Below are 20843 nucleotides of genomic sequence, written 5' to 3'. Positions count from 1 at the left end.
GCGGCTGCGGCGGGAGCGCCACACCGGCCGTCCCATCCGCCGCCGCGCCCCTCCGGCGGTCGTCGGGCCCCGGCGGCCTGTGGCGCCGGAGCACTGGCGGTCCGGCGGCCCGCGGCGGCCTTCTTCCACGGTGAGATTCGAGGACCGACGCCTTTGCAAGCCCTGCTGCCCGCGACATCGAACGCGCCGCTCTTCCTCCACCTCGCCGGGGCGCTGGTCTTCGTGGCCGCCGCCGGCCGCGGCATCGGCTGGGCCCTCGACGCCTGGGTGCGGCGCGCGCCCGACGGCACGGCCGCGCCGTCCTCGCCGGAGGAGCGCCCTTTGAGGGGAGGAGCGCCCTCGAGGGAAGGTCCCGGGCCGGCGCCTCAATCCGGCGCCCGCATCCGGTAGCCGACCCCGGTCTCGGTCAGGATGTAGCGCGGGCGCTCGGGCTCCGGCTCGAGCTTCTGGCGCAGCTGGCGCACGTAGACCCGGAGGTATTGCGGGTCGGCGGCCGTGCCCCAGACCTCGCGCAGCAGGTGGGCGTGGGTGAGCACCTTGCCGGCATGGTGCACCAGCAGGCGCAGCACGTCGTACTCCTTGGGCGAGAGCTTCACCTCGCGCTCGCCCACCCGGACGATGCGGCGCACGAGGTCGACCGAGAGCTCGCCGGCCCGGAACACCGGCCGCTCGCCGCCGACCGCGAGCTGGTGGCGCAGCGCGTTGCGCATCCGGGCGAGCAGCTCGTTCATGCCGAAGGGCTTGGTGACGTAGTCGTCCGCCCCGAGATCGAGGGCCTCGACCTTGCCGGCCTCGTCGTCGCGGCTCGACAGCACGATCACCGGCAGGTCCGGCCGCCTGGCGCGGATCTGCGCCAGGAGGGCGTGGCCAGCGATGTCCGGCAGGCCGAGATCGAGGATCGCGAGCGCGAAGGCCTCCCGCTCCAGGAGGTCGAGGGCGGTCCGGCCGTTTTGCGCCTCCGCCACCGCGTAGCCCTGGCTGCTCAAGCCGACCCGCAGGAGCTTGCGGATCGGCGGCTCGTCGTCGATCACCAGGATGCGGGGATCGTTCGTCACGCGGCGTCCTCCAGGGCGGCGCGGGGCACCGGCAGGGTCAGGGTGAAGGCGGCGCCGGATCGGTCCTCCCGGTTGCGGGCGGTGATCCCCCCGCCCATCGCCTCGACGAAGCCGCGGGAGATGGCGAGCCCCAGGCCCGTCCCGGCCCGGACCCGGTCGCGCTTGCGCACCCGGTAGAAGGTGTCGAAGATCCGCTCCTCGTCGCCCTCCGGCAGGCCCTCGCCCTCGTCGAGGATCCGCAGGTGCACCGCGTCGCCCTCGCGCCAGCCCTCGATCCGCACCAGGCTCTCCTCGGGCGCGTACTTGGCGGCGTTGTCGAGGAGGTTGAACAGCACCTGCTCCATCAGCACCGCGTCGAGGCTCAAAGCCGGCAGGCCGGCCCCGAGCGCCAGCGCGACGCGGTGATGGCCCAGGATCTTGGCCGCGCGCTCCAGCGCCGTGCCGACGATCTCGGCGAGGTCGTGGGGCGCGAGGTTCGGTGCGAGCGCGCCGGATTCGAGCTTCGTCATGTCGAGCAGGTTGGCGATGAAGCGGTTGAGGCGCTCGGCCTCGTCGATCATCGTCGCCAGCAAGTCGCCCTGCGCCTCCGGGTCGAGGGCGTCCCCGAGGTCGCGCAAGGTCGTGGCCGAGCCCAGAACCGCGGCGAGCGGCGTCTTCAGGTCGTGCGAGAGCGACGACAGCAGGGCCTGGCGCAGGCGGTCGGTCTCGACGGAGCGCCGGGCGCGGTCGAGGTCCTCGACGAGGTGGACCCGCTCGATGGCGAGCGCCGCCTGGTCGGCCAGCGCGTCGAGGAGCCGGCGCTGGTCGGGGGTGAGGAGCGGCCCCGGCTTGTCGCCGTCGAGCCCGACCACCCCGACCATGCCGCGGCCGGTGCGCAGGGGGAGGAACAGGCGTTTGGCCCCCGGCAGGGTGTCGGCGCCGCGGCCCGCCGGGCGGCCGTGGTCGAAGGTCCATTTCGCCGCCGCGAGGTCGGCCTCGTCGAGGAAGTCCTCCGGGGGATAGCCCGCCATCACGCTCACCGTGCCGTCGTTCGCGCCGGCGTTCTGCGGCAGGAGCAGCACCACCCGCAGGCGCAGCATCAGGGCGATCTGGTAGGCGGTGGCCCAGAGCACGTCGTCGAGGGTGCCGCAACTCGCGAGCTTGCGCGAGAAGCCGTAGAGCGCTTCCGTCGTGCGCGAGCGCGCCCGCGAGATCGTCGCCTCGGCCCGCACCCGCGCGGCGAGGTTCGACACCACCACCGCCACCAGGGTGAAGAAGAACAGCGCGACGACGTTGGTCGGGTCGGCGATGGTGAAGGTGTAGAGCGGCGGCAGGAAGAAGAAGTTGTAGGCGAGCGACGAGGCCAGAACCGCGGCGAGCGAGGGATAGAGCCCGAAGCGCACCGCCACCGCGACCACGGCGGTGAGGAAGACGAGGTCGGTGCTCTCGTGCCCGAGGGACGATTGCAGCGCGAGGCCGAGACCCAGGGCGCCCGCGACCGCGCCGAGCGCCGCACCATAGGGCAGGGCGCTCGGCGCGGGCGGGGCGGTGCGCACGCCCTTGTGGGGGGCGGGTGCGCCGGCGATCTCCTCGCCCGCCACGACGTGGACGCTGATCGGGCCGGAGCGGCGCAGGAGGTCGTGCACCACCGAGCCGTTGAGAAGCTCGAACCAGCGCGAGCGGGTCGACTTGCCGATCACCACGTGGGTGACGTTGCGCTCGCGGGCAAAGCCCACCACGTCGTCGGCGATGCGGCCCTGGCTCGGCAGGGTCGCGGTCTCGCCCCCGAGGCGCTCGGCGAGCCGCAGGGTGTCGGCGATGCGGTCGCGCTCGGCCTCGCTCAAGGAGGCGCTGCGCCGCCCCTCGATGGTGAGCGCGGTGAAGGGCGCCCGCAGCCGGTCGGCGAGGCGCTTGGCGTAGCGCACGAGGCCGCTCGCGCGCGGATCCTCGCTGACGCAGACCAGCACCCGCTCGCCCGCCGCCCAGGGCCCGGGGATCGCGTGGGCGCGCATGTGGGTGACGAGCTGGTCGTCGACCTGCTGGGCGGTGCGGCGGAGCGCCAGCTCGCGCAGAGCCGTCAGGTTGCCGGGGGAGAAGTAGTGCCGGAGCGCCCGCTCGGCCTGGCGCGGCAGGTAGACCTTGCCCTCCTGCAGGCGCCGGATCAGGTCGTCGGGGGAGAGGTCGATCACCTCGATGTCGTCGGCCCGGTCGAGGATCGAATCCGGCACCGTCTCGCGCACCCGGATCCGGGTGATCTGCGCCACGACGTCGTTCAGGCTCTCGACGTGCTGGATGTTGAGCGTCGTGTGGACGTCGATGCCGGCTTGCAGCAGCTCCTCGACGTCGAGGTAGCGCTTCGGGTGGCGCGAGCCCGGGGCGTTGGTGTGGGCGAGCTCGTCGACGAGGGCCAGCCGGGGCTTGCGGGCGAGCAGACCGTCGAGGTCCATCTCGGAGAGCGTGGAGCCGCCATACGGGACGGTGCGGCGCGCCAGCACCGCGAGCCCGGCGACCAGGGCCTCGGTCTCGGGCCGGCCGTGGGTCTCGACCACGCCCACCACCACGTCGACGCCCTCGCGCCGGCGGGCATGGGCGCTCGTCAGCATCTCGTAGGTCTTGCCGACCCCCGGCGCGGCGCCGAGGAAGATTTTCAGGCGCCCGCGCCCGGGCGCCTCCCGGCGCGCCTGCGCCAGGAGAGCGTCGGGGGAGGGCCGAAATGCGTCCCTCATCGGGCCCGTTGCGCGGGCACGGGGCCGAGATCCAGGGCGCGGTTGAGGGCGAGCACGTTGAGCCGCCGCTCGCCGAGGAATCCGAGGCTCGGCTCCCGGATCTGCCCGGCGACGAGGGCGCGCAAGGCATCCTCGGAGAGGCCGCGGGCCTTCGCCACCCGGGGCACCTGGAACAAGGCGGCCTCGGGCGAGACGTCCGGGTCGAGGCCGGACCCCGAGGTGGTGACGAGGTCCTGCGGCACCGGGTCGTGGGGGTTCTCGGCCTTGAGCGTCGCGAGGTCGGCCTTCACCCGGTCGATCAGCGCCGGGTTGGTGGGCCCCAGGTTGGCGCCGCCGGAATTGGCGGCGTTGTAGGGCGCAGGCACCGTCCTCGAGGCGTCGGCGGGATCCGGCGCCACGGTCGCCGAGGGGCGGCCGTGGAAGTAGCGCGGGCTGGTGAAGCTCTGGCCGATCAGCGCGGAGCCGACCGGCGTGCCGTCGGGCCCACGGATCAGGCTGCCTTGCGCCTGCGCCGGGAAGAGCGCGCCGGCCGCTCCCGTCATGGCGAGCGGGTAGGCGAGGCCGGTGACGAGGGTCAGGCCGGTGAGGAGCACGAGGGCGGGGCGGAGGTGCCGGAGCATGGCGATGTCTCTCAAGCCAAGTGGAGGGCGCTCACGGCGAGGTCGATCAGCTTGATGCCGGCGAACGGCACCAGGATCCCGCCGAGACCATAGATCAGGAGGTTGCGCCGCAGCAACGCGGCGGCGCCGACCGCGCGGTAGCTCACCCCGCGCAAGGCGAGCGGGATCAGCGCCACGATGATCAGCGCGTTGAAGATGATCGCCGACAGGATCGCGCTCTGGGGCGAGGCCAGCCCCATCACGTTGAGGGCCTGGAGCTGCGGATAGAGCCCGACGAACATCGCCGGGATGATGGCGAAGTACTTCGCCACGTCGTTGGCGATCGAGAAGGTGGTGAGCGCGCCGCGGGTCATCAGCAGCTGCTTGCCGATCTCGACGATCTCGATGAGCTTGGTCGGGTCGGAATCGAGGTCGACCATGTTGCCGGCCTCGCGGGCCGCCACCGTGCCGGTGTTCATCGCCACGCCGACATCGGCCTGGGCCAGCGCCGGGGCGTCGTTGGTGCCGTCGCCGCACATCGCCACGAGCTTTCCTTCAGCCTGCTCCTTGCGGATCAGCGCCAGCTTGTCCTCGGGCGTGGCTTGCGCGAGGAAGTCGTCGACGCCGGCCTCCGCCGCGATGGCCGCCGCGGTCATCGGGTTGTCGCCGGTGATCATCACCGTGCGGATGCCCATCCGGCGCAGCTCCGCGAAGCGCTCGGCGATGCCGCCCTTGACGATGTCCTTGAGGTGGACGACGCCGAGGAGCCGGCCGTCGCGGGCCACTGCCAGCGGCGTGCCGCCAGCCTTGGCGATCTCCTCGGCGATGCTGCGAACCTCCTGGGCGGCGGCCGGATCGAGGCGGGGTTGCAGCACCCGGGCGGCGGCCCCGGCACCGACCGGCGCCGGGGCGGATTCGAGGCTCGCGATCACCGCCTCGACCGCGCCCTTGCGGATCGAGGAGCCGTCGAGGTCGATGCCCGACATCCGCGACTGCGCGGTGAAGGGGACGAAGGCGGCGTTCAGGCTTCCCATGTCGCGGGCGCGGATGCCGTGCGCCTCCTTGGCCAGAACCACGATCGAGCGCCCCTCCGGCGTCTCGTCGGCGAGCGAGGCGAGCTGGGCCGCATCCGCCAGCGTGCCGGGGGTGACGCCGCGCAAGGGGCGGAACTCGGTCGCCTGGCGGTTGCCGAGCGTGATCGTGCCGGTCTTGTCGAGGAGCAGCGTGTCGACGTCGCCCGCCGCCTCGACGGCCCGGCCCGATAGGGCGAGCACGTTGAACCGCACCAGCCGGTCCATGCCGGCGATGCCGATCGCCGAGAGCAGCGCGCCGATCGTCGTCGGGATCAGGGTGACGAAGAGGGCCACCAGGACCGCGAGCGGGATCGCGCCGCCGGCGTAAGCCGAAAAGCTCGGGATCGAGCCGACCGCGAACACGAACACGATGGTGAGGCCGGACAGCAGGATGTTGAGGGCGATCTCGTTGGGGGTCTTCTGGCGCGCCGCCCCTTCCACCAGCGCGATCATCCGGTCGATGAAGGTCGAGCCGGCGGCCGCCGTGATCCGCACCCGGATCCAGTCGGAGAGCACCTGCGTGCCGCCGGTCACCGCCGAGCGGTCGCCGCCGGATTCGCGGATGACGGGGGCGGATTCGCCGGTGATCGCCGCCTCGTTGACCGAGGCGATGCCCTCGATCACCTCGCCGTCCGACGGGATCACGTCGCCGGCCTCGACCAGCACCACGTCGCCGACCGTGAGCCCGGCGCCCGGCACGGTCTCGTAGGCCGTCCGCGGGCCGCCGGGTGCGGCGGCGGGGCCGGTCAGGAGCTTGGCGGTGGTCTCGGTGCGGGTGCGGCGCAGGGACTCGGCCTGCGCCTTACCGCGTCCCTCCGCCACCGCCTCGGCGAAGTTGGCGAACAGGACGGTGAACCACAGCCAGAGGATGATCTGGCCGGTGAACATCAGATCCTGGCCGCCGGTGACGAGGTCGCGGACGAACAGAAGCGTGGTGAAGGCCGCCACGACCTCGACCACGAACATCACGGGGTTCTTCACCATCTGGCGCGGATCGAGCTTCGCGACCGCGCCGAGGCAGGCCGGGCCGATCAGGCCGGCGTCGAGGAGAGAGGGTTTTTGGGATTGGGCCATGATCCTTGGGATCCGGATGAGGCGGGGAGAGTGGGGCAGGCGGCTGTGGCCACAGCACCAAGAAGTGAAGTGTCGAATTTCGAGCGGATAGGGGCGCTTTCCTGAGATTAGACGGATCGCCAATGGCCCCGTCATCTCCCACCCACAACCTCATCCTGAGGCGTTAGTCGATCGAAGATCGACTAATCTCGAAGGAGGGCTCCAGTGATCGCTATGGCCTCTGGAGCCCTCCTTCGAGGCTCACTCCGTTCGCACCTCAGGATGGGGTCGTGAACGGGATGAGCCCCGTTCACTCGGACGGCTCGTCACGGCGCGAGCGCCGCGCTCCCGAGCACGACCGCCGCCCAGATCGCGCCGGAGCCCAGCAGCGCGAGGCCGGTGAGCGCCAGGACGATGTCGCAGGGCCGCAAGGCGGACCGGTCGGGGAGCGGGCCGGAGCGAGGCCGGTGCCGGGACAGGCCCCGGCGGAGGCGGTCGGCGTGGGTGGTCATGGCCTTAGTTCCCCGCCGCCGCGAAGGTCTGGCCGGCCGCGCCCGCCAGGTGCTCGACGATGGGTCCGAGCGCCAGCGACGGGAAGAAGGTCAGGCCCCCGACGATCAGGATCACCCCGACCAGCAGGCCGACGAACAGGCCGCCATCGGTCGGGAAGGTGCCGGCGGAGGCCGGCACCGTCTTCTTTCCCGCGAGCGAGCCGGCGATGGCGAGCGCCGGGATGATGACGAAGAACCGCCCGACCAGCATCCCGGCGCCGAGCGTCAGGTTGTAGAACGGGGTGTTGCCCGAGAGGCCCGCGAAGGCCGAGCCGTTGTTCGCCGCCGCCGAGGTGAAGGCGTAGAGGATCTCGGTGAAGCCGTGCGGACCCGCGTTGGCGGGACCGCTGAGGCCCGCCGGCAGCACGGTGGCCAGCCCCGTGAAGCCGAGCATCATCAGGGGCAGGCAGAGGATGGCGAGCATCGCCATCTTGACCTCGCGCGCCTCGATCTTCTTGCCGAGGTATTCGGGCGTGCGCCCGACCATCAGCCCGGCGACGAAGATCGCCACCACGACGAAGACCAGCATGCCGTAGAGCCCGGCACCGACGCCGCCGACGATGATCTCGCCGAGCTGCATGTTGACGAGCGGGACCAGGCCGCCGAGCGCCGTGAAGGCGTCGTGCATGGCGTTGACCGCGCCGCAGGAGGCGGCGGTGGTCACCACCGCGAACAGCGCCGAGCCGGGGATGCCGAAGCGCAGCTCCTTGCCCTCGAGATTGCCGCCCTGGAGGCCCAGCGCAGTCAGCAGCGGGTTGCCGGCGCCCTCCGCCGCGCAGGTGATCGCGGTGCCGGCGAGGAACAGCACGCCCATCGCGGCGAGGATCGCCCAGCCCTGGCGCTCGTCCCCGACCATGCGGCCGAACACGTTGGTGAGCGCGGCCCCCAGGGCGAAGATCGACGCCATCTGGATCAGGTTCGACCACGCGGTCGGGTTCTCAAACGGGTGGGCGGCGTTGGCGTTGAAGAAGCCGCCGCCGTTGGTGCCGAGCATCTTGATCGCCACCTGGCTCGCCACGGGGCCGAGCGCGATGGTCTGGTGTCCGCCCTCCAGCGTCGTGGCCTCGGCGTAGGGCGCGAGCGTCTGCGGCACGCCCTGCCAGACCAGGAACAGGGTGTAGAGGATGCAGAGCGGCAGCAGCACGTAGAGGGTGCAGCGGGTCAGGTCGACCCAGAACGAGCCCACCGTGCGGGCGGACGCGCGGGCAAAGCCCCGGATCAGCGCCACGGCGAGCGCGATGCCGGTCGCCGCCGAGAGGAAGTTCTGCGGCGTCAGCCCCAGCATCTGCGACAGGTACGAGAGGGTGCTCTCGCCGCCGTAATTCTGCCAGTTGGTGTTGGTGACGAAGCTCGCGGCCGTGTTGAAGGCGAGGTCCGGCGCCACCGCGCCCTGGTCGGCGGGGTTGAGGGGCAGGAATGCTTGCAGCCGCAGGATTCCGTAGAGCAGCACAAATCCGGCGGCGTGGAAGACCAGCATGGCGCCCGCGTAGGTCAGCCAGTGCTGCTCGTGGGCCTCGTCGATGCCGGCGAGGCGGTAGAGGCCGCGCTCGACCGGGCGCAGCACGGGGGAGAGCGGGGTGGAGGCGCCGGTGAAGACCCGGGTCATGTAGAGACCGAGGGGCTTCACCAGGGCGAGGACGAGAGCGCAGAACAGCGCGATCTGGATCCAGCCGGCGAGGGTCATCTCGGGCGCTCCTCTAAAACCGCTCGGGCCGCACGAGGGCGTAGGCGAGGTAGGCGAGCAGCCCGAGGGTCATCAGGCCGCCGAGCCCGTAATCGAGGGTCATCGCGGGCCTCCTCACAGGCGTTCGCACAGGGAGACGTAGCCGAGCGACAGGGCGAAGAAGCCCAGGCCGGCCGCCAGCATCAGGAAATCGAACATCGGTGTCCCCGTCGGGCGGCGCCGGACCGGCGCCGCATCGGATCGGACCGCGCTCGCGGTCCCGACACCGGGACATCCTCCCGACCGCGTAGGGATTCGAGAGGCCTCGAGGCCCCGCGCCATAAAGGCGGCATAAAGACGGGCCGGTTCCGGGGCCGCCGTCCGTGTTTCCGTTAGGTCTTGCGGGCGGCGCGGACCGCCTCCTGCAGCCCGGCGCAGGCGTGCTGGTCGCGGCAGTCGCCCGCGGCCTCGCGGCAGGCGCCCGCGGCCTCGCGGCAGGCGCCCGCGGCCTCGCGGCACGAATCCCGCAGCGCCCGGCCGTCGACCTGCAGCACGCAGGTGGTGCCGTTCAGGAAACCGCGGACGGGGAAGCCGCAGAGCCGGCATGCGGCGCGCACGGGAGCCAGGGCCGGCCGACCGTCACCCGCCCCGCCGAGGCGGCGGGACCCTCCGGTCGCCGCGGCGCGTGCGCGCCGGCCGTGAACCCCAACCATCCGATCACCCCGGTGCGCCTCACCGGGAGTTCTTGCGGGCGCGGGCATGGGGAAGCGATGCGGACGGCCGGGCCGCAATATCAGGATTCCAGAGGGGCGGGCCGGATGGCCCCGTCGTGCCACGCCGGTGCTTCCCGATTCCGGGCTCTCGCCATCGGCGAGCCCCAGGATGACGCGGGAGGGGGTGAGCAGCGTCGGGGCGGGCCGAGCCGATCGTTCTCGACCTCGCGACGACGACCGGTTCAGGCCGCCAGGAGCTCGCCGCCCTTCTCGGCGATCACCTGCCGCACCTTGCCCGAGAACATCCCGAGCAGCAGCGGCAGCCGGACCTCGACGCGGGCGGTCGCGTCCTCGACCGCGATGGTGCCGCTGACTGTCTGGCCCATGGCGCCGACCACGAAGGCGAGGGTGTCGCCGTCCCAGACCGGATCCTGCATCGTGAGGCCGGCCTTCTGCACCAGCTCCCGGCCCTGGCCGAGGCGGGCCTCGATGCGCCGGCGGGCCTCGGCCCGGCCGAGCTGGTGGGGAATCTCGACGACCAGGGGCTTCGTCATCACCGTCTCCGCGGCCCGCCGCGCCCCCTCCGGGCCGGCTCCAGGCACGATGCTCCGGCGACGCCGAATCATCTGCGGTCGAGATTCGTCATGACGCTCGGGAATTCAATCGGCGGCGGGTGCGCAGGGTTAAGGATCGCAGACCGGACCGTCCGTTGCAGCCTTGCGCTGTCCAAGCCGGCCCGCTTGGCTTAGGGGGAGATCGGCTTGGGGGAGATTGGCGCAGGGGGATGCGGCCCGGAAGGGCGCGCATCGGCACCTTGCGAGCGGAGGCGGGTCTTGAGCGCGATCGAGCGGGGAATCTTCGGCGCCGTCGCGGTGTGCGCCGCGGCCACGGCCGCCCTGTGGTGGCTGGCGATGCCGGACGAGCCGGTGCGGGCGTTGCAGGACGGCCTGGGCGCGGCGGCGCTCGCCACGATCATCGCGGGCGCGGCCATCCGGCGCCCGGCCGAGTGAGGGCGGGCGCGTGAGGAAGGGACCGGTGTCCCCGGTCCTCGCATCCCTCGCCCGGCGGCTGGCGCGCTGGCTCGTCGCCGGGCTCGTCGGCGTCGCGGTGCTCTGGATCGCCTTCCACCTGCGCTGAGGCGCGCACGGGCGCGCCGCACGGGTCAGGCCGGGAGCGGCACCGGCCGCCAGCTGGCCGCCCGGCGCTGCCGCAGCGCCGCGCAGGCGCCACCGGGGACGAACCACATGTAGCAGGTCGGGACCAGAGAGTAGAGCATGCTGTCCGAATAGGCCATCGACAGGTAGCCGACGGTCGTCGCGAGGTCCCGCAGCGTCAGGTGTCGCCCTCGCCCGATCGGCCTGCTAAGCTCGCGCCGCCCGAAGCCGGACACCCTCGATGCGCCTCTCCCTCGCCTCCCTGCTGCTCGTCGGCGCGCTCGCCGCCCCGGCCCTCGCCCAGACGACCGCCCCGGCCCCGAACCCGTTCGGCCCCGGCGCCGCGAAGCCGAGCCCGGTGCCGCCGCCGAACCCGCCCGCGATCCCCGCCAAGCCCGCCTCCCCGGCGGCGCAGGCGCCGGCCGGGCGGAGCCCTGCCGCGCACGCGCCTGACGCCGGCGCGGTCTATCCCACCGCCGTCTCGCCGAAATACGCCAAGGAGCCGGCCGGCAGCGCCCGCCAGCACACCTGCCTCGACCAGTACAACGCCAACAAGGCGGCCGGCGGCGCCGGCAACGGCGGCCTGAACTGGATCGAGAAGGGCGGCGGCTACTACTCGGAATGCAACAAGCGGCTGAAGGGCTGACGCGCGGGACGATCGCGGCTCTGCGCCGCGATCCCTTACGCCCGCGCCGGCCCGGGGGCCGGCCGCGCGGTGAGCGCGACCGCCAGCCCGAGCCCCGCGGCGGCGAGCCCCGCGAGCACCGCCCAGGCCGGCCAGGCCGCGCCCGCGCCCTCCGCCAGAGCCGCCTGGTAGGCCTCGATCGCCCAGGCGTTGGGGGTGAGCCAGCCGAGGCTCTGGAGCCAGGGCGGCATCAGGAAGCGCGGCACCATGCTGCCGCCCACCGCCGAGAGCAGCAGCACCCCGAAGGTCGAGACGAGGTGGGCCTGCTGGCGGGTGCGCGAGGCCGCGCAGGCGGCGAGCCCCAGGCCCGCCGCCATGGCGGCGACCAGCACCCCGGTGACGAGCCAGGCCGCGAAATGCGGCCCGACCGACACGCCGTAGACCAGCGCCGCGGCGGCGAAGATCAGCCCCCCTTGAGCGGTGCCCTGGAGCACCAGGAACAGGAACTTGCCGAGCACCACGACCGGCAGGCCGCCGGGGGCGGCGGCGAGGCGGTCGGCGATGCCGGACTGGCGCTCCTCGACCAGGGACAGGGCGCCCTGCATGGCGGCGAACATCAGGAACACCGCGGCGATCGCCCCGGCATAGTAGGCGACCCGCGCGTTGCCGCCCTGTCCCTCCGCGGTCGAGGTCCGGGCGACCAGGGCCGCGAAGGAGAACGCCTCGCGCTTCTCCCGGCTCTCGGCGAAGGCACGATCGAGGAAGGCGCGCTCGTCCGGCCCGATCTTGCCGGTGCGCTCGACGTCGGCGACGACCCGCGACAGCACCACGTCGGGCAGGGCCTCGTTGAGCACCCGCTGCACCTGGCCGAGCGCGATCGGGGTGGCGAGCGCCCGGGCCGGGCTCTCGACGACGAGGATCGGCGCGTCCGCCTGACTGCTCCCGGCCGCGAGGTCGCCGCGCAGCACCAGGGCGACGTCGACCTCGCCCCGGCGCACCGCCGAGACGGGATCGCCGTCGAGGAGCGCCGTGCGCAGGGCCGGGTCGGCCCGCAAAGCGGCCACGAGGCGCGCCGTGGTGGCGGTGCCGGCCCGATCCTGGAGCCCGACCTGGATGCGGATGCGCTCGCCGACCGCGCCGGAGAAGATCGCCGCGAAGACGCAGAAGATCACGGTGGGCAGCACGAAGGCCATCACCAGGGCGGCCCGGTCGCGCCACAGGGTGAGCCACATCACCCGGAACGCCGCGACGATCATGCCGGGACCTCCAGGCGGGCGGGAGCGGGGGGAGGCTCCTCCGCCGTCACGTCGCGGTAGAGCACGTCGAGCCCCGGCTCGCGCACCCGGATCTCCCGCACCGGCACGCCGTGGCGGCGCAGGTGGGCGAGGAGCGCCGCGCCGTCGCGCCCGCCCGCCACGGTGCTGCCGGCCCGCCAGGTGAGCGGCGAGGCCGGGTGGAAGCCGGCCTGGCGCAGGGCGGCGGCGGCGGCCGGGTCGGCGGCCTCGGCGAGCGCCACCTCGTGCTCGGGCGGGCCGGCCCTGAGGCCGGCGAGCAGGTCGGCGAGGCGCCCGTCGAGGCGGAGCGCGCCGCCCTGGAGCACCACCACCCGGTCGGCCAGGCGCTCGGCCTCGGCGAAGTCGTGGGTGGCGATCAGCACGGCCGCGCCGGATCCGGGCAGGCGCTCGAGCACCGCGTGGATCGCCGCGCGCGCCGCCTGGTCGACGCCCTGCGTCGGCTCGTCGAGGAGGACCAGGGCGGGTTCGGCCAGCAGCGAGGCCGCGATGTTGGCCCGGCGCTGGTAGCCGCCCGAGAGCACGCCGACGAGGCGTGAGGCCACGTCCTCGAGGCCCGCCCGCGCGAGTGCCCGCGCCACCGCCGGCGCCCGCGCTCCCCGGGGCAGGCCCGCGAGACGGGCGAACACGTCGAGGTTCTCCCGCACGGTCAGGCGCGGGTAGAGGGCGATCTCCTGCGGCACCCAGGCGATGGCGCGCCGGACCCCGGGCTCGCGTCCCGGATCGCCGCCCGCCACGCGCACGCGGCCGCGATCCGGCACGAGGCGGCCGGCCAGGAGCCGCATCAGCGAGGTCTTGCCGGCGCCGTTGGGGCCGAGCAGGGCCAGGGTCTCGCCCCGCGCCAGGGCGAGGTCGATCCCGGCGAGGACGGGCTGGTTCCGGTACGAGAAGGCGAGGTCGCGGACCTCCGCCGCGGGGTCGGGCATCATGCCGTCACGACAGCAGGGCTTTGCGGCTTTCCGAGGGATGGCCGCCCGGGAAGCATCGCCCGCCGCACGCGCTACCGCGCCGGCAGGGCGCGGGCGAGCCGCACCCGCAAGCTCGCGCCCGGCTCGGCCAAGCGGATGGCGGCACCGGAAAAGTCCGGGCGGCCGCGGCGGCCGGCGCCGTTCGAGAAGCCGTAGGGCTCGGTCGGCAGGCCCAGGCCCGTGCGGCCGAGCCGCCCGTCGCCGTCGAGATCCTGGAACGCCGCCACCGCGTAGGTGCCCGGCGGCACGCCGGTGAAGCCGAAGCGCAGGGTGGGGCCTGCGGCCGGTCCGCTCTGGCCGATGCGGCAGGCTTCCTCGGCGAGCGACCCGGTGCAGAGCGCGACGAAGACCCGGCCGGCCCCCGGCTCGACCCCGTCGACCTCGACCGCGAGGTCGGCGGCGACGGCGGGCCCCGCCGCCAGCAGGAGGACCGCCAGGACGAGGCGCCTCACGAGGCCTCGCCCAGGCTCGGCGCGGGGCTGAGCGGCCTCCCGCGGGCCGGCACCGGCTGCCGGGCCAGGTCCTCGGCCGCCAGCCGCGCGGTGATGCGGGCGCCCTCGTAGATCACCGGCAGGCCGGAGCCCGGATGGGTGCCGCCGCCGACGAGGTAGAGCCCGGGCCCGAAGCGGTTGTGGGGCCGGAAGTACAGCATCTGCCCGAGGTCGTGCGAGAGGTTGAAGGTGGCGCCCTCGTGCACCGCGAACTCGTCGCGCCACTGGGTCGGATCGACCACGCGCTCGTAGCGGATGCGCGACTCGATGTCGGTGAGACCGAGCTTCTCCAGGCGCTTGAGCACGAGCGCGCGGTAGGACGGCCCCACCGTCTTCCAGTCGATCCCGGCGCGCAGGTTCGGCACCGGCACCAGCACGTAGAGGCTGGTATGGCCGGGCGGCGCCATGCCGCCGTCGGTGTAGCCGGCATGCTGGACGTAGATCGAGGGCTGCATCGGCAGCACCCCGTCGGAGACCTCGCGGATGTTGCGGGCGTAATCCTCCGACAGGAGGATGGTGTGGTGGCCGAGGCTCTTCGGCATCGGGCCCTCGATGCCGAGATAGAGCATGTAGGTCGAGCAGGAGAGGCGGGCCTTCGCCACCTTGGCGTTCCGCCAGCGCGGCCGGCGAACTTCCGGCACGAGTTCGGGCACCACCTTGGCGAAGTCGCCGTTGATGACGACCGCGTCGGCCCCGATGCGCTCGCCCCCGGCCTCGACGCCGACGGCGCGCTTGCCCTCGAACAGGACCCGGTCGACGGAGGTGCCGAGCCTGATCTCGACGCCGAGGCGGCGGGCAAGCCCCGCCATCGCTTCCGAGACCGCACCGCAGCCGCCCACCGGGTGGTAGACCCCGTGCTCGTATTCGAGGAAGCTCAGGATGGTGAACAGGCTCGGGCACCGGAACGGCGACATCCCGAGGTACTTGGTCTGGAACGAGAAGGCGAGGCGGACCCGCGGATCCTTGAAGTAGCGCTTCAGGTCGCGGTCGACGGTGGCGTGGGGGCGTAAAAGCGGCAGGGCCGCCAGCATCGCCGGCGAGGCGAAGCTGCGGATCGAGTCGCAGGCCTGCTGCAGCACCGGGATGAAGGCCGCGAGCTTGCGGCGGTTGTCGTCGAGGAAGCGGCGGACGTGTCTGGCGTCGTCGGGCGCGATGCGGGCGATCTCGGCCTCGAGACGCTCGACGTCCGGCGTCGCCCGGATCTCGCCGCCGCCCTCGAAGACGAGGTGGTACTGCGGATCGAGCCGCTCGAGGGTGAGGTGGTCCTCCAGCCGCTCGCCGCAGGATTCGAAGATGTCGGCCAGGATGCGCGGATAGAGGAAGAAGGTCGGCCCGATGTCGAACCTGTAGCCGCCCGGCGCCGTCACCGTGCGGGTGCGCCCGCCGACGCTCTCCTCCTTCTCGATCACCGTCACCTGCACGCCGTCGCGGGCGAGCATCAGCGCCACCGCGAGGCCGCCCGGCCCCGCCCCGACCACGATCGCCCGACGCCCCGACAGGGTGCGGTACCCATCCCGCGGCTGCAACAACGCCCCACCTCCTGCCAGACGAAAAAAACGTCGCCCCGTTCGTACGGTCTAGTTGTGGTGCGCAGGCCCGAGCCGGCAATGGCTGCGCATTGTCGCGGTGGGGGCTGGACGGGGGTTCTCGCCGGAATGTGGCGGGGCGGCGCGGCGCGTCGACGGGCTGCCGTCGGCGCCGCATCGGCGAGAGGAGAGGTCGGCATGGTCATGGAGCGCGCCGGGCATCGGAACGGACCAACCCCGCGCCCGATCGGGGTGACACGCGCGAGGTCATCGCGGACACGTCCACCCATGCGCGTCAACATGCACCGGGAACCGATCTCACTTTCCGAAGATCGCTGCCGAGTGAGCCGCAGTGGCTCACGGCCGGCGCAGCCGTCGCCATCGATGCCCACGAGGTGGGCGCGACCGGCGAGCCGGTCCCCGTCCACGATCAAGGCAAGATCGACGGTGCCCTCGCACGGCCGCCGAACCTGTTGCTCCACGAAGGAGAGGACGACGTCCTCACCCTCGCCGTGTCGCTGCTGATCGCGATCGCGAAACCTCACGCCTTCGCGCAGGGCAACAAGCGCACGGCCTTCTTCGCCATGGGTACGTTCCTGCGGGCGAACGGCTACGACCTCGGTCTGCCGGACCTAGACAGCCTCCGGTGGGATCGTCACGGCAGCCGTCGCTGGCGAGATCGCGCCGCAGGACCTGGAGGCTGTCCTGGATCGCTGCGTCATTCTCCCTGAAGGCGAGAGGGGCCCGTCCAGGGAGGCGTCGTCATCGACCGGCGATGCTCGCCAGCCGCTCACCCCCGAGCCGGTGCAACGCCACCGCTCCCGCTACCGCGACGTTGAGCGAATCGACCCCCGGTGCCATCGGGATCGCCACCCGGCGGGCGCGGGCCATCAGCACCTCGGGCAGGCCGGGGCCCTCGGTGCCGAGCATGAGGAGCGCGCGGGGCAGGGGCGGCAGCCCCCCGATATCCTCGCCCCGGGGCGAGAGGGCGACGGGCACGAGCCCCTGGCGCTCGCACAGGTTCAGGAGGTCGTCCCCCGTCGGCAGCCGGGCGAACGGCATCGTCAGGCTCGTGCCGGCCGAGACCCGGATCGCCTTGCGGTAGAGGGGATCGCAGGTCTCGGCATCGAGCAGCACCGCGTCGGCCCCGAAGGCGGCGGCATTGCGAAAGAGCCCGCCGACATTGTCGTGGTTGGCCAGTCCCACGAGGCCGACGAGCAGGGCGGAGCCTGCCGGCACGAGCGCGTCGGGGTCGGGCTCCGGCCCGCGCAGGCCCACCGCCAGCACGCCGCGATGGATCGGGAAGCCCGCCACCGCCCCCATCACGCTCTTGGCGGCGAGGTAGACCGGGGCGTCGAGGTGAGCCAGCGCCGGCGCGAGCCCGGGCAGGCGCTCGGGCGAGACGAGCACCGACTCGACCCGGAACCGGGCATTCCCTGCGAGCAGCACGCGCAGGACCACCTCGCCCTCGGCGATGAACCGCCGCTGCCGCCCGACGAGGTCGCGCTCGCGCATCTTCGTATAGGCGTCGAGGCGCGGGTCGTCGGGGTCGTCGATCGGGGTCGGCGTCATCCTAGCCCTTGCGGGTGGCCAGGGGATCGGATTCGGCCTTCGTCGGCACCTTCACCAGGGCCTCGCCGTCGAGCACCGTCTCGCCGTTGACGGAGCAGGTGCAGGTCAGGCGGGCGCGGCGGCGCTCCGGCACGAGTTCCGCCACCTCGACGGTGACGTCCACCGTGTCGCCGATGCGCACGGGCGCGCGGAAGTTGAGGCTCTGGCTGATGTAGATCGCGCCCGGCCCGGGCAGGCGGGTGCCGAGCACCGCCGAGATCAGCCCGGCGGTGTAGAGGCCGTGGGCGATGCGGGTGCCGAACGGCGTGCGGGCGGCGAAGTGCTCGGAGAGGTGGATCGGGTTGCGGTCGCCGGTGATCTCGGCGAAGCCGACCACGTCGGAGGCCGCGATGGTCTTCGACAGCGTCTCGGACAGGCCGACGCTCAGGTCCTCGAAGTACAGCACGCGCAGTTCGGGCATCATCGGCGTCGCTCCCGGTCAAGTGGGTGCCGCGGCCGAGAGGGCTCGCGGCACCGTCGCGCCCCGGCCGGGACTCCCGAGGTCGCACGGGACGGGGGCGGAAATCCAGTGGCGAAAGGTCGGAGCCCGCCCGGCCCTCCGGCCCTGCCCGCGAGGAGTGCGGAGCGAAAACCGTTCTTCTCGGCCGCGCGGCTCCCGACACCTGACCCTTCGGCAGCCAGCAAGATCGGTGAGGGTCAGTTCCGGACAGAGGCTTTATTCCTCTGCGTCAGTTTGTACCCGTCCAACACTTGCCGGAGGTCGATCAACGTCCGGATTTGATATGATTGCGGTCTTGTCGCCGTCGTCCGGCATCGGCCGATTAAGCCATTTTTAGCTTTGTCGACGCAAGAAGAGCCTTCTTCTTCTGTTCGCTCATTGACGGCCCCCGCCCCATGCGTCTCTCCCTCAAGAGCAGCCTGACCGGCCTGTTCGGGATCCTCCTGCTGCTGACCCTCGCGCAGGGCGGCGTCTCCCTGTGGAAGCTCGATTCGATCGAGACCCGCATCGCCAAGCTCGCCGACGACGCGGTGCCCTCGATCAACGAGGCGCACGCGATCAACGCCCTGGTGATGCGCGCCCGGCTGTGGCAGTTCCGTTTCATCACCGCCGAGACCGAGGCCGAGACGGCGCTCTCGGCCAAGAGCTTCTCCGAGATGGACGCCGCCCTGAGCGAGCGGATGGAGCGCTACCGGGACCTGATCAGCTCGCCCGCCGAGCGGGAGACCTTCGGCGAGCTGAGCGCCAGGATCGCCGGGTTCCGCGCCGACTGGGCCCGCCTCAAGGGCCTCCCGAGCCGGGCCGAGATCGACGCCTTCTTCCGCGGGCCGATGAACGCGACCTACCGGGCGACGATCGACGTCGCGGGCAAGCTCGTCGCCATCAACGCCGCCGCCGGCACTGCGGCGGGCGAGGCGGCCCGGGCCGAGCGGGCGGAGGCGACCCGCACCACCGTGGCGGCCTTCGCGGTCTCCGTCCTCGTTACCCTCGGGGCGGTGCTGTTCTGCCTGCTCCGCATCGTCCGGCCCCTCGGCCGCATGACCGGCGCGATGCGCCGCCTCGCCGCGGGCGACGCCGACACCGCGATTCCCGATGCCGCGCGCCGGGACGAGCTCGGCGCCATGGCGGGGGCGCTCGCCGTGTTCCGCGACAACCTGATCCGCACCCGCCGGCTCGAGGAGGAGACTGCGCTCGCCCGGGCCGGGGCCGAGGCGCAGCGCCGGCAGGCGATGCGCGAGATGGCGGACGGCTTCGAGCGGGCGGTCGGCGGCATCGTCGGCGCCGTCACGGCCGCCGCCACCGAGCTGCAGGCCACCGCCCAGACGATGACCGCCACCGCGCGGGAGACCGCCGGCCAGTCGAGCGGCGTCGCGGCGGCCGCCGCGCAGGCCGCCGCCAACGTCGGCACCGTCGCAGCCGCAGCAGAAGAACTCGGCGCGTCCGTCCAGGAGATCGGCCGCCAGGTCGACGGCTCGGCCAGGCTGGCCGGCGCGGCGGTCCGCGAGGCCGGCGAGAGCGCCGCCCAGGTCCGGGCGCTGACCGAGGCCACGGCGCGCATCGGCGACGTCGTCGGGCTGATCTCCTCGATCGCCGCGCAGACGAACCTGCTGGCGTTGAACGCCACCATCGAGGCGGCCCGCGCCGGCGCGGCGGGACGGGGCTTCGCGGTGGTCGCCGCCGAGGTCAAGGAACTCGCCGGCCAGACCGCGAAGGCGACCGACGAGATCACGAGCCAGATCGCGGCGATCCAGTCCTCCACGGGTCAGGCGGTCGGCGCGATCAGCGGGATCACCGCGCGGATCGAGGAGATCTCCGGGGTGGCGACCTCGATCGCGGCGGCGGTGGAGGAGCAGGGCGCGGCGACGCAGGAGATCGTCCGCAACGTCTCGCAAGCCGCGTCCGGCACCGGCGAGGTGACGACGAACATCACCGGCGTCGCCCGGGCGGCGGACGAGACGGGGGCCGCGGCGAGCCAGGTACTGGGCGCGGCGAGCGAGCTGTCGCGCCAGTCCGAGCACCTCTCGGCCGAGGTCGCCCGCTTCCTCGATACCGTGCGGGCGGCGTGATGCCAACGGTCGTTGAAAACGACCTTTGGTTCCGCTCACGGTACACGACACGGCTTTCGATCGTGTCCCAGGGCGTCGTGTAGCTGGGGCCGATCCACCCCGATGACCGGCAGGGCCGGACGGTCAGACTGCCAGGGTGGGCAGGCTGACGAGGGGATCATCGCCGATCGGGGCGATGCGTTCCAGGGTCATGTCGCGGCAGCGCTGCACGGCCCGCTCGTCGTTCCGCTCCAGCAGGATCGGGCCGACCAGGCGGCGGATCGAGCGCTCGTCGGGGAAGATGCCGACCGGGATTGCCCCGTGGTTCTTGCTCACTTTGCGCGGTTAGCGGTGGATTGACTCGGGCCGATGATGAGTTGGCCCGCCCGCCCCATCGTGGGTGGCATGGATATCCCCCCGCCATGCCCAACTGTCGCGCCGCGCGTTTCGTCGAACGACACGACGATCACCTCGTCATCCCGTTGCGGCTGGACGCAGCCAGCGGCCGCTGCCCCGAGTGCGGGCAGGCGAGCCGGTCCGTCCATCGCCGCTATCCCCCCATCCCGCCGACCTGCCGCTGTCGGCCTCGCGGACTGTGCTACGCGTCCAGGTGCGGCGGTTCTACTGCCTCAACCCGGCCTGCGGACGCCGGACCTTCGCCGCGGCGCCCATGAGCCTGCTCGCGCCGCGCGCCCGGCGCACGCGGCGCCTATGCCAGGCGCAGGCCAGGGTCGGCCCCGCCTGCGGCGGTGCAGGCGGGACGCGTCTCCTCGCGCATCTCCACATGCCGGCAAGCCGTGCGACCGTGCTGCGGCTCGTCACCCGCATGCCGATGCCCGGCGCGCCGGCTCCTATCCGGGTCGGGATCGACGACCGGGCGATCCGGAAGGGCAGCCGTCACGGTACGATCGTCGTCGATCTCGACCGCCACCGCGCCATCGACCTCCTCCCGGATCGTACGGCACCCACGGTGGCCGGCTGGCTCGAACGGCATCCCGGCGTCGAACTCGTCGTCCAGGATCGCTCGACCGAGTATGCCCGAGGCGCAAGCCTCGGCGATCCCCAGGCTCAGCAGGTCGCCGATCGATGGCACCTGCTCACCAACGTGCGGCAGGCCGTCGAACGCTGGCTCCAGGGGGCCCATGCCCGGTTGCGCAGCCTGCCGCTTCTCCCTGGCTCGACCGTTCGTCCCACCCGGCGCGACCGTGCCTTCTCGCTCTACGTCGGAGTTGGAAGCGGGAGCACAGAGCTGGATGCGC

Annotated in this window: 19 protein-coding genes and 2 pseudogenes; 5 read left to right on the top strand and 16 right to left on the bottom strand. The window is 72.9% G+C overall.

The window, feature by feature from the left end:
- Window positions 1-365: 365 nt before the first annotated feature.
- The 9 genes from DK419_RS25740 to DK419_RS25700 form a co-directional block, all read right to left on the bottom strand.
- Window positions 366-1055 carry a response regulator transcription factor gene (locus DK419_RS25740; protein ID WP_109961602.1) on the bottom strand — a complete coding sequence of 230 codons (690 nt, stop codon included), beginning with the start codon at window positions 1053-1055 and terminating at the stop codon, window positions 366-368.
- Window positions 1052-3760 (bottom strand): sensor histidine kinase, encoded by a 2709-nt coding sequence (locus DK419_RS25735; protein WP_109961601.1) that lies wholly within the window; start codon window positions 3758-3760, stop codon window positions 1052-1054. The genes DK419_RS25740 and DK419_RS25735 overlap by 4 nt, the downstream gene beginning before the upstream one ends.
- The gene (locus tag DK419_RS25730; protein ID WP_109961600.1) at window positions 3757-4380 is read right to left on the bottom strand and encodes a K(+)-transporting ATPase subunit C; all 624 of its coding nucleotides are present in this window, start codon (window positions 4378-4380) and stop codon (window positions 3757-3759) included. The genes DK419_RS25735 and DK419_RS25730 overlap by 4 nt, the downstream gene beginning before the upstream one ends.
- Before the next feature lie 11 nt (window positions 4381-4391).
- The gene (gene kdpB / locus DK419_RS25725) at window positions 4392-6506 is read right to left on the bottom strand and encodes a potassium-transporting ATPase subunit KdpB (protein ID WP_109961599.1); all 2115 of its coding nucleotides are present in this window, start codon (window positions 6504-6506) and stop codon (window positions 4392-4394) included.
- A gap of 305 nt (window positions 6507-6811) precedes the next feature.
- On the bottom strand, window positions 6812-6997 hold the full coding sequence (locus DK419_RS25720; protein WP_109961598.1) for a hypothetical protein: 186 nt from the start codon (window positions 6995-6997) through the stop codon (window positions 6812-6814).
- A gap of 4 nt (window positions 6998-7001) precedes the next feature.
- Window positions 7002-8720: a potassium-transporting ATPase subunit KdpA gene (kdpA, locus tag DK419_RS25715; RefSeq protein ID WP_109961597.1), complete on the bottom strand. Its 1719-nt coding sequence runs from the start codon at window positions 8718-8720 to the stop codon at window positions 7002-7004.
- Between the two features lie 13 nt (window positions 8721-8733).
- Complete coding sequence (locus tag DK419_RS25710; protein ID WP_099905332.1) at window positions 8734-8823, bottom strand: K(+)-transporting ATPase subunit F; 90 nt, start codon at window positions 8821-8823, stop codon at window positions 8734-8736.
- Window positions 8824-9091: 268 nt separating this feature from the next.
- The gene (locus tag DK419_RS25705; RefSeq protein WP_109961596.1) at window positions 9092-9316 is read right to left on the bottom strand and encodes a hypothetical protein; all 225 of its coding nucleotides are present in this window, start codon (window positions 9314-9316) and stop codon (window positions 9092-9094) included.
- Between the two features lie 338 nt (window positions 9317-9654).
- Window positions 9655-9966 carry a polyhydroxyalkanoic acid system family protein gene (locus tag DK419_RS25700; protein ID WP_109961595.1) on the bottom strand — a complete coding sequence of 104 codons (312 nt, stop codon included), beginning with the start codon at window positions 9964-9966 and terminating at the stop codon, window positions 9655-9657.
- A gap of 279 nt (window positions 9967-10245) precedes the next feature.
- On the opposite strand from DK419_RS25700, the gene DK419_RS28875 reads away from it, so the two are divergent.
- Together DK419_RS28875 and DK419_RS25690 are read left to right on the top strand one after the other, a co-directional pair.
- On the top strand, window positions 10246-10422 hold the full coding sequence (locus tag DK419_RS28875) for a hypothetical protein (RefSeq protein WP_162561090.1): 177 nt from the start codon (window positions 10246-10248) through the stop codon (window positions 10420-10422).
- A gap of 385 nt (window positions 10423-10807) precedes the next feature.
- Window positions 10808-11212: a hypothetical protein gene (locus DK419_RS25690; protein WP_109961593.1), complete on the top strand. Its 405-nt coding sequence runs from the start codon at window positions 10808-10810 to the stop codon at window positions 11210-11212.
- A 35-nt stretch (window positions 11213-11247) separates the two neighbouring features.
- On the opposite strand, the gene DK419_RS25685 is transcribed toward DK419_RS25690, so the two are convergent.
- From DK419_RS25685 to DK419_RS25670, 4 genes are all read right to left on the bottom strand, one after another.
- On the bottom strand, window positions 11248-12447 hold the full coding sequence (locus DK419_RS25685) for an ABC transporter permease (protein ID WP_109961592.1): 1200 nt from the start codon (window positions 12445-12447) through the stop codon (window positions 11248-11250).
- Complete coding sequence (locus tag DK419_RS25680) at window positions 12444-13409, bottom strand: ABC transporter ATP-binding protein (protein WP_109962503.1); 966 nt, start codon at window positions 13407-13409, stop codon at window positions 12444-12446. Before DK419_RS25680 ends, DK419_RS25685 begins: the two co-directional genes overlap by 4 nt.
- Before the next feature lie 74 nt (window positions 13410-13483).
- Window positions 13484-13903: a DUF2141 domain-containing protein gene (locus tag DK419_RS25675; RefSeq protein WP_109961591.1), complete on the bottom strand. Its 420-nt coding sequence runs from the start codon at window positions 13901-13903 to the stop codon at window positions 13484-13486.
- Window positions 13900-15471, bottom strand: coding sequence for a phytoene desaturase family protein (locus DK419_RS25670; RefSeq protein ID WP_109961590.1), 1572 nt, complete (start codon window positions 15469-15471; stop codon window positions 13900-13902). Before DK419_RS25670 ends, DK419_RS25675 begins: the two co-directional genes overlap by 4 nt.
- A 392-nt stretch (window positions 15472-15863) precedes the next feature.
- On the opposite strand from DK419_RS25670, the gene DK419_RS28870 reads away from it, so the two are divergent.
- Complete coding sequence (locus tag DK419_RS28870) at window positions 15864-16199, top strand: type II toxin-antitoxin system death-on-curing family toxin (RefSeq protein WP_162561406.1); 336 nt, start codon at window positions 15864-15866, stop codon at window positions 16197-16199.
- A 31-nt stretch (window positions 16200-16230) separates the two neighbouring features.
- On the opposite strand, the gene DK419_RS25660 is transcribed toward DK419_RS28870, so the two are convergent.
- Entirely contained in the window at window positions 16231-17040 is an 810-nt protein-coding gene (locus tag DK419_RS25660; RefSeq protein ID WP_109961588.1) for a TrmH family RNA methyltransferase, read from the bottom strand.
- A 1-nt stretch (window position 17041) separates the two neighbouring features.
- Entirely contained in the window at window positions 17042-17503 is a 462-nt protein-coding gene (croR, locus tag DK419_RS25655) for a 3-hydroxybutyryl-CoA dehydratase (RefSeq protein ID WP_109961587.1), read from the bottom strand.
- 431 nt (window positions 17504-17934) lie between these two features.
- On the opposite strand from croR, the gene DK419_RS25650 reads away from it, so the two are divergent.
- Complete coding sequence (locus DK419_RS25650) at window positions 17935-19605, top strand: methyl-accepting chemotaxis protein (protein WP_109961586.1); 1671 nt, start codon at window positions 17935-17937, stop codon at window positions 19603-19605.
- 123 nt (window positions 19606-19728) lie between these two features.
- Here the strand turns inward: DK419_RS25650 and DK419_RS25645 are convergent.
- Window positions 19729-19893, bottom strand: a pseudogene (locus DK419_RS25645) (IS256 family transposase); the annotation flags it as partial.
- Between the two features lie 91 nt (window positions 19894-19984).
- On the opposite strand from DK419_RS25645, the pseudogene DK419_RS30065 reads away from it, so the two are divergent.
- Window positions 19985-20683, top strand: a pseudogene (locus DK419_RS30065) (ISL3 family transposase); the annotation flags it as partial.
- Window positions 20684-20843: the final 160 nt, after the last annotated feature.

This window comes from Methylobacterium terrae, assembly GCF_003173755.1.
In the GTDB taxonomy this organism is placed as follows: Bacteria; Pseudomonadota; Alphaproteobacteria; order Rhizobiales; family Beijerinckiaceae; genus Methylobacterium; species Methylobacterium terrae.
The sequence above is the reverse complement of the archived record's forward strand: the minus strand, read 5'-3'. Positions and strand labels throughout refer to the sequence as shown.

What these genes read in the sequence shown, in the direction of transcription:
- croR (WP_109961587.1), bottom strand. Translation starts at nt 17,503, where the DNA reads ATGATGCCCGAACTGCGCGTGCTGTACTTCGAGGACCTGAGCGTCGGC.
- DK419_RS25680 (WP_109962503.1), bottom strand. Translation starts at nt 13,409, where the DNA reads ATGCCCGACCCCGCGGCGGAGGTCCGCGACCTCGCCTTCTCGTACCGG.
- DK419_RS25710 (WP_099905332.1), bottom strand. Translation starts at nt 8,823, where the DNA reads ATGACCCTCGATTACGGGCTCGGCGGCCTGATGACCCTCGGGCTGCTC.
- kdpA (WP_109961597.1), bottom strand. Translation starts at nt 8,720, where the DNA reads ATGACCCTCGCCGGCTGGATCCAGATCGCGCTGTTCTGCGCTCTCGTC.
- DK419_RS25735 (WP_109961601.1), bottom strand. Translation starts at nt 3,760, where the DNA reads ATGAGGGACGCATTTCGGCCCTCCCCCGACGCTCTCCTGGCGCAGGCG.
- DK419_RS25650 (WP_109961586.1), top strand. Translation starts at nt 17,935, where the DNA reads ATGCGTCTCTCCCTCAAGAGCAGCCTGACCGGCCTGTTCGGGATCCTC.
- DK419_RS25730 (WP_109961600.1), bottom strand. Translation starts at nt 4,380, where the DNA reads ATGCTCCGGCACCTCCGCCCCGCCCTCGTGCTCCTCACCGGCCTGACC.
- kdpB (WP_109961599.1), bottom strand. Translation starts at nt 6,506, where the DNA reads ATGGCCCAATCCCAAAAACCCTCTCTCCTCGACGCCGGCCTGATCGGC.
- DK419_RS25685 (WP_109961592.1), bottom strand. Translation starts at nt 12,447, where the DNA reads ATGATCGTCGCGGCGTTCCGGGTGATGTGGCTCACCCTGTGGCGCGAC.
- DK419_RS25660 (WP_109961588.1), bottom strand. Translation starts at nt 17,040, where the DNA reads ATGACGCCGACCCCGATCGACGACCCCGACGACCCGCGCCTCGACGCC.
- DK419_RS25690 (WP_109961593.1), top strand. Translation starts at nt 10,808, where the DNA reads ATGCGCCTCTCCCTCGCCTCCCTGCTGCTCGTCGGCGCGCTCGCCGCC.
- DK419_RS25720 (WP_109961598.1), bottom strand. Translation starts at nt 6,997, where the DNA reads ATGACCACCCACGCCGACCGCCTCCGCCGGGGCCTGTCCCGGCACCGG.
- DK419_RS25700 (WP_109961595.1), bottom strand. Translation starts at nt 9,966, where the DNA reads ATGACGAAGCCCCTGGTCGTCGAGATTCCCCACCAGCTCGGCCGGGCC.